This is a genomic window from Schinkia azotoformans LMG 9581 (assembly GCF_000307855.1).
GTDB classification, from domain to species: domain Bacteria; phylum Bacillota; class Bacilli; order Bacillales; family Bacillaceae_J; genus Schinkia; species Schinkia azotoformans.
The window spans coordinates 1-9,864 of sequence record NZ_AJLR01000058.1 but is presented as its reverse complement, the minus strand read 5'-3'; the positions used below and the strand labels follow the sequence as shown (position 1 = coordinate 9,864).

Genomic DNA, 9,864 nt, shown 5'->3' with positions numbered 1-9,864 from the left:
CATCATAAAAAGTGTTCAAACTTAATTAGCGAAAAGTGTTCAAAACTACTTGACGGTTACATGGCTTTGGCAATCATGCTTGGCACTCCATAAAACCTTTAAAGTTACTATCCATTCTCCTTACTGTTTAGTGAAAAGGCGTTTACCATAGCTAAATTCAACATACAACTAACGAACATATTTTCTTATTATTGTTGTTGATAAAAGGTTAATATTGTAAAATTTAATTGAAAGGTTGTATTTTAAAAAGGGAATTTTACTTTATATAGTAATTAATTATTTAACCTTTTGGTTATAAAAAAGCGAAATATTTTTTTGAACAAAAAAGGAACATACATTCTTATGAGGGTGATTTTATTTTATGCTAACTCAATTAATTCCAAAAGAAGCACTAGATAATCCAATTATAAAGACATTTGTCTCTGAAAAGGAAAATCAAAATTTACTTCTGCTCTTTTTAAAAAAACCAACCCCAGAAAATCAGAAGGCATTAGATGAAAGGTTTAAAGAACATTTTCGTGCTGTAAGGATATTAAGCTACTTTTCGCAATACATTTATTACCTTTCAATCAATTTTGATAAAAGTGAAAGAAAGAGAGAAGAACGGTGCATGGTTATATTAGATAAATCAATTGATGATGAGGAAAATATGACTTTAGTAGACAACATTGCAGTATCAGAGACTTATGAATACCCGACAAATTCCAAGTGCATCGAAGATTATATTGAAAATGTTGAACTAATAAAGAAATTACGCAGCTTATCCCAACATCAAAAAAATATACTGTCAATGTCCTATATTGATGATTTAAAAGATAAAGAGATTGCTGAAATACTGTGTATTTCCCAACAGGCTGTTTCCAAAACCCGTAATAAAGCCCTAGAAAAACTAAGAAGGAGTTGTTAGGTATTGGATTATGACATCATTACATTAATTGGTAATATAAATTTTCCAATTGCTATTAGTATTTATTTACTTCATCCTGAAATATTCATAGTTCCTTAAAATGTGTGGATTCCTCCACAAGTAAGTGCAATTTCATGTACTGTTAATAAAAAGCCGATTTTTAAGCTACTCAATCTGGAGTTTTTATACTCGACCAAACACGTTCCAAAAGAACTTCTGATAGACGAAACTCGATGATAATTTAAAGTAAAAGGATCTACCTGATTTCACCAGTTTACTGGCAACCTTAATGATTCGAGTCCGTATGGTATCAATTTGCATGGCCTTTTGCCCTTCAGGAAAGCAAAGGGTTCGTAACCAATTGGTTAAATTATAAGCGAGAAGGCTTAACATCATCTTTACCTCGTTGATTAAGAAGGGATGACTGTTCATTCTGTCAAAATAAAAACCTTCTCAAGGACTACACTTACTACAACAAGTTATTCATATGAAAAATTAAGAATAAATAATAGCGTTTTAACACGGTATGCTGACGAAGGCTCAATGAATGGCAATAGATACGGATATCTGACCCCGACAGAAGACAGCGAAGGATACGTTAAAGACACAGGTTCTTGTGATTTTAGATAATTCATTTTTCATCAAACAAAGGGTGTCGTTGTCGCATATGTAGCATCCCTTGTTTTCTAACTTAATACTAATATTACTCTACGTGTAGCCAAGTTACAGCGTCATTGTCATCGGTATTCATATATACCTTCATTTCTCCAATTTCAAAACTATCTGACCATAAATTTTTCCTAATTCCATTTTCATAATCAAATTGTGTATTCATGATACGTTTTACTATCTCACTTGTTTTCGTGGTATCTTTTATTTTACTATTTAACATATAAAATAAGTCGTTTTCTAACTTAGTATAGTCTTTTATCTTACTCCACTCTATATGTATACTAGTAGTGTCTCCATCTGTAATAACGGTCAATTCATTATTTATTGGTACTAAAAAGCCACTATAATAAACATCTTTCGAAGGGGTAAACCAGTTATATTCTAAAGCGATTCTATTTAAAATGGTAAGGGCTTGTTCTACAGTAATAGGTGATTTAGGATCTAGTTTCGGTTCTCTAACACCAACACCCCTAATAATCCCTTTATTAACACAATAAAGCATAGAGTTATAAGCCCAATTACTTATTTCATTTTTATCAGCATATTGATTTAAATTACCAGTTGCATCTGTGTTGATTCCATTCATATTTAAGAACCGCTTGATCATTGTTGCAAACTCTTCCCTAGTTAGGCTAGCTGCCGAACCGTACTCAGATTTACTAATTCCTTTTATAATTCCCAATGAGTACGCTCTTTGAACATCTATAGAATTTGTATCTTTAAATGGATGCTGTTTCAACTCTACACTATTTTTATCAGTTTTAGTTGCTATTCCATAAAAAGCAATAATCAATCCTGCAAAATCTTCCCTAGTCAAACTTTCCAAGTATTTTTCATCCTTCAAAACATCTGGAGCATCCACTTTATTTTCCAAAAAATTTGATATTGCATGAGAGGACCACCCATGATTATAAGCTGAAGCAATATTTATATTTCCCGCCACCAATGTTAAAGTAATTGACAAAACGAATAGGAACTTTAAAAAAATTGATCTCATATATTTCCCACCCCTTGGATATATTAAATAACCCTGAATTTCGAAGGCTCTAATACGAAAATTCTAATTTAAAATACTCCAATCTTTAATAGAATAGGCTTTAAACTGATCCAAAACGCCAAAGAAAGAAACATATTCTGGGAATTTATTATAACACAATTAAAACGAATATTGGGAAGACTTACATTGAGCCAACTTTGGAGTACGCTACTTCATATGGAGGAATCCCCCTGTCATCAAAAGTCCCATAGGCATTAAATCCCACCTTGTCCACAGGCTTGAAAATTGAGATGATTGTATGTTGAAATACTACATAGCCAAATTTAAATTTAATGCTCCACCGCTACATTTTTTATCTCAAAATGGGTATAGTAACAAAAAGAAAAGCGTGGCAGTGCCCAATATTTAAAAAGCCGCCAAAACGCTAAACCATAACATTGATAAAGGTGGAGACGAAATGGAGAGCACAAGTGAATTTGTAGCGAGAATACATGATAAACAACAAAAAGATGAGCAAAATCGCAAACGCGGGAAAGGCCATCCTGAAAAAAGATTGCCTAATAAGTCGCATAGTCAAAGTAAAATGGATTAGCTTTTTGAAAAACTTAGCAATTACGTGAGTATCACAATTTGTCTTACTTTACTGGTATTAAATAACCAATAAATGGGTCTGCATTAAATCTTATGTAAGTAAAACCCGACAATCTTCGCAGGAAAAGAAATAATTGGTTTAAAAAACCCCCCATTTATCTAAAGTATTATTGGCCCTTTTTACCATAAAACAAGGTGGGACAATGTAGAAGTGCAACCCAGGCGGTTCTATGGTTTTTACCCCTAATCGGAATAGCATTATAATGAAAGTTTATCAAAAATAACTTTCTATCAGACACGTTGCTTCGTCTTTAAATAAAAATAAGAAAGATTAGCCTTTAGGCTAATTTTTCTTGTTTAAAAGACGAGATTCACAAGCATTTTCAGAATCGTTACACAGGCCATCCTTGCCTTCTTGGGGATTTTCTATTCTATTAGCACAAAGTTTATTATATAACCTGAATTCATTTAATCAGTGACTTTTTTTAGCTCAAAGTTTGTTGCCTCTAATGTCAAGATAAGCCTATCATTATTAACAATAAAAAAACTTAGGGGTACACCAAGTTTTGTAGAAGAATCACTTATGCCTATATCTTTCACTTTATCATTTAAATTTATATTTAAAACATCAGGATTTATTTTAAATAATCTATAAAAAGAGTCTGTATTATAGCATATCCACTCCATCCTATATAATGGATTTTTTAGTTCATATTGATAATCATTATAGTTTTTAAGTCCTTTTGATGAAAAGAAGTCTTTTTTGATTATAAATTCATCCCCAATAATTTTTTGCCCCGTTGGATATTCAGAAGCATCATTATATGAATTTGCAAATCCTAAAAGTTTCTCAACTTTCCAAGTTCCATAAAAAAACGTTTCAGTTTCACTATCCAAATTTGTCCATACCCCAGAACAATATTCAGCTGTATTTTTTGGAATAATAGACTCATCCGTTTCAGGTTCAGGCTCACTAGTAGTATTTGTTTGAGAAGTTTCCACACCTGGGGGAACCGTTGCATTTTCTACGCTATTATTCGAAGGATTGGATGTCCTCGGAGTTGATGTTGTTTTAACATTTTCACAAGCCGATGATAGCATCAACATGATCGTAATACAAACCAATAATCTTTTTTTCATATTGCACACCCTTTTTTATTTTTTTGATTGTGTCACAATCTCTTCAGACATCATATAGCTGTTTACAGCGTATAATTTTTTTGCGGTAGTAGTAGGATTTAATATGCCGAAATACAGCCGCACGCACTTCGTTGCGTGTTTTGAAAAGCTTGCCATTAAGCCATTATTGCTTGGGTTTGCCCAAAAGCTCTCCATTGGAGCGTTATCGTAACAGTTCCCTTTCTGGCCCATGGAACACTGATAGCACTCTTTTTTAAACATCCTTCGGTACTCGTTTGAACACTATAGGCTCCCTCTGTCCGAGTAGACTATTACATCTCTTACTTTTTCGCGCTTATTTCGAGCGTTATTTAAGTATGTAACCAGATAATCTTTGGTCATTCTCTTTCCCATCGGCCAGCCAACAAGTTCCTTGCCGCATAAATCCATCATCACAGCTAAATATAACTAGACTTCATCTGTCAGTATTAGGTGATGTCAATTTTATTACGACATCGGGATAAAACGGATTATTCCGATTAAAAAGTTATTCCGACTTTTGAAATTGGTATGCTTGAAAGCCTAATCAATTCAAACAAAACTATCGGAATAACTTTTTGCCGTTTACCTTAATCCGTAGAGTCTTTTGAGAGTATCATTGTCCAAGGCGACACTTTCAAATCCTTTAGTTTTTCTAATAGGATGATTGGTGTTAGTTACCTCTTCAATTGCAGCCCTTTTCATTTCGGTATCTGCATAGGCATAAATCAATGTTGTCTCAAGATTTGAATGCCCTAGCCACTCGGAAATGAGCGGCAAAGGTACGCCTTTACGATAAAGGTTCAATGCTCTGCTATGACGGTACATGTGCGGTGTCACTCTTTCTGGAACATCTGCACACGTTGATCTAGCTAAAGACGCATACTTTTTAATGAAACGGGCAACGTTATCGTCGGACATAGTGTGCTTTGCCCCGTGGATTTCTGTATAAAATACGGGAACATTATTTTCTTTATCTTGGTGAAACCGTTTCATGTAACTTTTATAATGCTGGACAGTTTCCTTCATGATGGGTATCATTCGTATTTGCTTTCCCTTTCCATGAACAATGATATAAGGAGATCCTGTTTCTGTAACAACATCTTTTGGCATTAGATTTAGGATTTCACAGTCCCGTGCTCCGGTATCATACAAAAGGATCATATAAAACAAATCGCGGTGTCCCTTCCTAGTCTGGGGATCAGGCTGGCTGAGTATTACATTCAATGCCTCCTCACTAAAATGGTCTACCGTCAGTTTTCTTTCAGGTTTACGTTTGGCAACCTGACTTGCTGATAAGTAATAATCATTGTATGTTGGCACTTTCATTCCAACATATTTCAAAAATGCTCGTATCACTGACAAACGATGGTTTAGTGTTGTTAATCCGCAATGACGTTCATCCTCAAGCCATTTTAAAAAGGCATTGATACTGCCAACTGAAATGTTTTTAAAGGAGATGTCCTTTAGCTGCAGATTATTACTACTGCAAAGAAATTCTATATAAAGGTTTAGGGTCTCCCTGTAGGATTTTACTGTGTTAGGGCTCACAGTCCTTTGTGATGGTAGATAGACCGTAAGATATTCCTTTAACAGTTCGAATAATCGCTTGTCCTTAATCTTCATAATTGGGAACCTTCTGATTACAAGTCCAGTCGGTCGAAATCGAAGATTTAAGATGTTCTGGGACAAGATGAATATAATAAGCCGTATACTCTAAAGATGAGTGCCCCATATATGTGCTTAGATAAGGAAGAAGGTTCATAACATCCTTCTTTTCATTCATCCAATTAATGATTACCCGGGTGGCAAAATTATGCCGAAAGTCGTATACCCTCGGTTTGTGATCCTGCGAGAATGAAACTCTTGCGGATTTCCAGCATTTATAGAAATACTCCTGAATACAGGCTGACTGGTAAGGCCCGCCGTTAGGATTCTGAAAGAAATACTCCCTTCCTGGGAGAACTGTCTGGATAAGGCAATTATATTTGTGGCATAATTCAAGCAGTTCCGGCGACATTGTCACAATGCGATCCTTTTTTCTTTTGGAGTCTTCGATGTAAAAAGAACCATCCTCAAGGTTGACATCGCTAAGCTTTAGATGTCTTACTTCCTGAGGACGCAGACCGCAGCAATAGAGCACCCGGAACATAACGGGTATAACGTATTCTCTGTATGGCGATAAAGGATGGGGCGACAGGTGATCCGTCCCGTTAAAAAAACTACTCAGTTCCATATCATTATATAGATATGGCATAAAAGCTACCCCTTTTCCAGCGAAACCATCTGGAAGGACATAGGCGTTTTTACCAATGCTGATAAGGTATTTTGAAAAACTTCGGAGTATGTTTGTACGGAACCGCAAGGTATTCTCTTTCTCATTTTGTCTTAAGGAACACCAGCTCTCAGCCATTTCCCGTGAAAGGTCAGCTCTGTCAGGACACTTTTCCGTGCAGAAAACGTCAAAGGAATGGAGCCTGCGAGCAAAGGTATCTTCTTTGTTTCCCAGAGAGCAGCGCAACTTTATATATGCAAGAATGTCATCGGCGAACAGGCTGTTGAACTGGTATCTCATCTGTACACCTCCGACTCTACCTGTATCCCATCAAATCCAAGGGCACAGATGCTGAGTTTGGAAGGAGATAGCGGCAGATATCTTTTGAGGACATCCTTACTTTGATGGCCCAAAATCTGCGAAATCATTTCTGGTGAAGATACTGTGTCAAGCAACCAGATGCCCATGCTCCGCCTGAAAGCATGAAAGGATTTTCCGTCATGCCTTTTCTTTTCAATACCAGAGATTTTAATATTCTTATTAAGAACATTCGCAACACTGGATTTGTCACTGAGCCTTCTGTAAGGGGCTATTTCAGTGAGAAAGATATTATGGGCTGTCTGCTTCAGGGCGGGCATTTAATATATAGTCGGCAACGGCTACAGCAGCATCAGCAACCAAAGGAAGAGATAAACCAAACCCTGTCTTGTGCTGGACAAAGTGGATAGTCATTTCCCTCCAGTTGATATCTGCTAGTTTTATGTTTGCTATATCAACAGCCCTGATGATCTTTATATTCCATCATAAGAAAATCATAAAGAATTTCCTGATTTATAGTTGCAAGGTCAGTAACTGACAGTTGCTGTAGGTGATAGAAAAAATCTCTTGCAATGGAGTAAAGCATAGCTACAGTATTTTTCTTTACCGCTAAACTGGACCGAAACTCTTCCGCAAGATTTTGATAAAAAGGTTCAAGCCGATGCTTGTATCGGCTTACGGCAGGATATGTTGCCTTGAAAGGTTGGTTAGCATAATAATCATCCAACATACCAAGTATACGGAATGTGTATCTGTCTCCTGAGTATTTCAGAGACTGCTTCTCCTTAGAAGGTAGTTGGAGTTCATATCTAATTTGGTTGTTGATATCAGCTTCGCAAGAAGCTTGTTGATGCTCCTTGTAGAAAGTTAGGATTGCTTCGCATGCCTTGGAGTACTCTTTGATAGTTTCTGGACTACGGAAATCGTTGCAAAATTTCATGACAGCTTCGATTCCCTCTACTATAGGTTTTGATTGCATTTTGAATTCTCCTCTCTGATTTTGAAGATTAACTACAAATTCAGAATAGGATATCAACCAGACCTTAGCTATAAGTTATTCCGATTTTTCTGCTAGCGGAATAGCAAAAAGCCAAGATTGAGTAAAAATATCGGAATAATTTTTTAATCGGAATAATCGCTTACCCATGCCTAATTCAATTAAGCTACAAGAAAAAATACCTTTTAATATTTTTTCATAAAAAAACAGGAGCTGCTGGTTTTAATTTTAACATATTTTAACATATTTTAACATATGAAAAAATTTCACACATACATCTAAACTTATTTACTGGATTAGATGTTCTACAAGTAGTTCAAATTATACTACCGCACTAGTAGATGTACCCTTGTTAGGAGAATACAAAGTTAAATTATCCACTAATACAGGTTACAGTTGGCAAGTTGCTTACCCTTGGGTTAAAGTAAAGAATTCTAATCCTGTTCGAACAGTATTCACTGCTCAAGACGTAGAAAATTGGAAGAGAGGCGAATTAATTAAATTTATCACTTTTACTACCGCAGGAACTCTTTCAGGCCTTAAATACTTATCAATCGCTACAAAGCTTGCTAATTCGATGTTAAGCATTACTGAGTCTGTATTATCATTTCAAAACATCATTTATTATGAAACCAAAAAAGAATCTATAGCACCAAGAGTGGGTTGGGCTGTAGAGGTAAAGTTGGTTGATAAAGGTACGTATTTCCAACAGATTACTACACATTACAATAGCACAAACGGTGTAGAAGAAGTCCGAACAGATACTGGTGCATACATTGCATGGAGATTCGGATAAAAAATAAGCATGAACCCCTAAACGGGTTCATGCTTTATTCTTTTTTATTGTTCGTATGAGGTTTATTAGAAGAAATAGCACAACAGCAAAGACGAATAACCAAAATACATACGATTTAATATCCAATACAGTAAAGATAGCACTAAAGTTAATTATAAAAAGAATGATGACCAATATTTGTATAACACTATATACAATTAGTAATTTTTTAGTCATTTTATTATTAGTAAGTAAATTAAATAACGAATTAATTGTGAACAAAACAAAAAGTGCTAAATTTAAGTACAAAATTGTTAAATTGGAAGTTATAAAAATATTTTTCATCCCCTTCTACAGTAATTTCCTTGGTACATTTTAACATAACCTTCCATAAATACAACTCGTAATTTGTTCATCGTTTTAATCCAAACTTACAAATTGTAGCATTGACAATTTATCTTAATCACCAATCGTTTTGATTTGAGTGCTGAAGAAATTTCAGGGATGTATAAATCAAGGTGGGCAATTGAGTTGTTTTTTAAATGGATCAAACAGCATCAAAAAGTTCTACGGACAAAGCGAATGGGCAATTCAAATTTGGCTTCGAAAAATTGAAGAAAAAGCTATTCCTTGATAAGAAATTCGTCGTCGTCACACAGGTCTAATTATAAATAATTTTCCAAATGGATGGAGCCACCTTTGATTGGGTATTTACTTTTTTGGCTCTAAATATAGAAGTAAACGACTTTTTTATTTGTCTTATTCAAACTATTGCGCTCTTGTTCCTTACTTACTCTAAATTCAGTGGTAAGTCCGAGATAAGTACAAAAACGGCATTTGCAAATAGCTAAATACGAAAACACTGATAACGAACGTATTTTCGCATTTTTATTGCTGATTAAAGGATAATACTGTAAAATTTAATCGGAAGGTTGTATTTTAAAAAAGGAATTTTACTTTATATAGTAATTAATTGTTTTACATTTTGGTTATAAAAAAGCAAAATATTTTTTTGAACAAAAAAGAACATATATTCTTATGGAGTGATTTTATTTTATGCTAACTCAATTGATAATGAGGAAAATATAACTTTAATAGACAACATTGCGGTATTAGAGGCCTATGATTATCTGATAAATTCTAAACACATTGAGGATTATATTGAAAATGTTGA

10 protein-coding genes and 2 pseudogenes are annotated in these 9,864 nt (G+C 34.7%); 4 read left to right on the top strand and 8 right to left on the bottom strand.

All coding sequences use genetic code 11. The features are described 5' to 3' along the window. Positions 1–361 precede the first annotated feature (361 nt). On the top strand, positions 362–907 hold the full coding sequence (locus BAZO_RS10315) for a sigma-70 family RNA polymerase sigma factor (RefSeq protein ID WP_003331412.1): 546 nt from the start codon (positions 362–364) through the stop codon (positions 905–907). 183 nt (positions 908–1,090) lie between these two features. On the opposite strand, the pseudogene BAZO_RS21725 reads toward BAZO_RS10315, so the two are convergent. After that, positions 1,091–1,357, bottom strand: a pseudogene (locus tag BAZO_RS21725) (transposase); the annotation flags it as partial. Between the two features lie 253 nt (positions 1,358–1,610). Then, the gene (locus tag BAZO_RS10310) at positions 1,611–2,576 is read right to left on the bottom strand and encodes an S-layer homology domain-containing protein (protein WP_003331411.1); all 966 of its coding nucleotides are present in this window, start codon (positions 2,574–2,576) and stop codon (positions 1,611–1,613) included. Between the two features lie 457 nt (positions 2,577–3,033). Here BAZO_RS10310 and BAZO_RS21720 point away from each other — a divergent pair, with 457 nt between their 5' ends. Then, on the top strand, positions 3,034–3,168 hold the full coding sequence (locus tag BAZO_RS21720; protein ID WP_003331410.1) for a DUF4023 domain-containing protein: 135 nt from the start codon (positions 3,034–3,036) through the stop codon (positions 3,166–3,168). A gap of 467 nt (positions 3,169–3,635) precedes the next feature. Here the strand turns inward: BAZO_RS21720 and BAZO_RS10305 are convergent, their stop codons facing one another. The 6 genes from BAZO_RS10305 to BAZO_RS10285 form a co-directional block, all read right to left on the bottom strand. Beyond that, positions 3,636–4,307, bottom strand: a complete 672-nt coding sequence (locus BAZO_RS10305) for a hypothetical protein (protein ID WP_003331409.1) — start codon at positions 4,305–4,307, stop codon at positions 3,636–3,638. 282 nt (positions 4,308–4,589) lie between these two features. Next, positions 4,590–4,742, bottom strand: coding sequence for a hypothetical protein (locus BAZO_RS23415; protein ID WP_407697192.1), 153 nt, complete (start codon positions 4,740–4,742; stop codon positions 4,590–4,592). Positions 4,743–4,910: 168 nt separating this feature from the next. Next, positions 4,911–5,951: a tyrosine-type recombinase/integrase gene (locus BAZO_RS10300; protein WP_003331406.1), complete on the bottom strand. Its 1,041-nt coding sequence runs from the start codon at positions 5,949–5,951 to the stop codon at positions 4,911–4,913. Further along, entirely contained in the window at positions 5,941–6,900 is a 960-nt protein-coding gene (locus BAZO_RS10295; RefSeq protein WP_003331405.1) for a tyrosine-type recombinase/integrase, read from the bottom strand. The genes BAZO_RS10300 and BAZO_RS10295 overlap by 11 nt, the downstream gene beginning before the upstream one ends. Continuing rightward, positions 6,897–7,238, bottom strand: coding sequence for a tyrosine-type recombinase/integrase (locus BAZO_RS23410; protein WP_157382114.1), 342 nt, complete (start codon positions 7,236–7,238; stop codon positions 6,897–6,899). The genes BAZO_RS10295 and BAZO_RS23410 overlap by 4 nt, the downstream gene beginning before the upstream one ends. Positions 7,239–7,372: 134 nt before the next feature. After that, positions 7,373–7,897 (bottom strand): hypothetical protein, encoded by a 525-nt coding sequence (locus tag BAZO_RS10285; protein ID WP_003331403.1) that lies wholly within the window; start codon positions 7,895–7,897, stop codon positions 7,373–7,375. Positions 7,898–8,264: 367 nt separating this feature from the next. On the opposite strand from BAZO_RS10285, the gene BAZO_RS10280 reads away from it, so the two are divergent. Further along, positions 8,265–8,711, top strand: a complete 447-nt coding sequence (locus BAZO_RS10280; protein ID WP_003331402.1) for a hypothetical protein — start codon at positions 8,265–8,267, stop codon at positions 8,709–8,711. A gap of 435 nt (positions 8,712–9,146) precedes the next feature. After that, a pseudogene (locus BAZO_RS21715) lies at positions 9,147–9,324 on the top strand (transposase); the annotation flags it as partial. Positions 9,325–9,864: the final 540 nt, after the last annotated feature.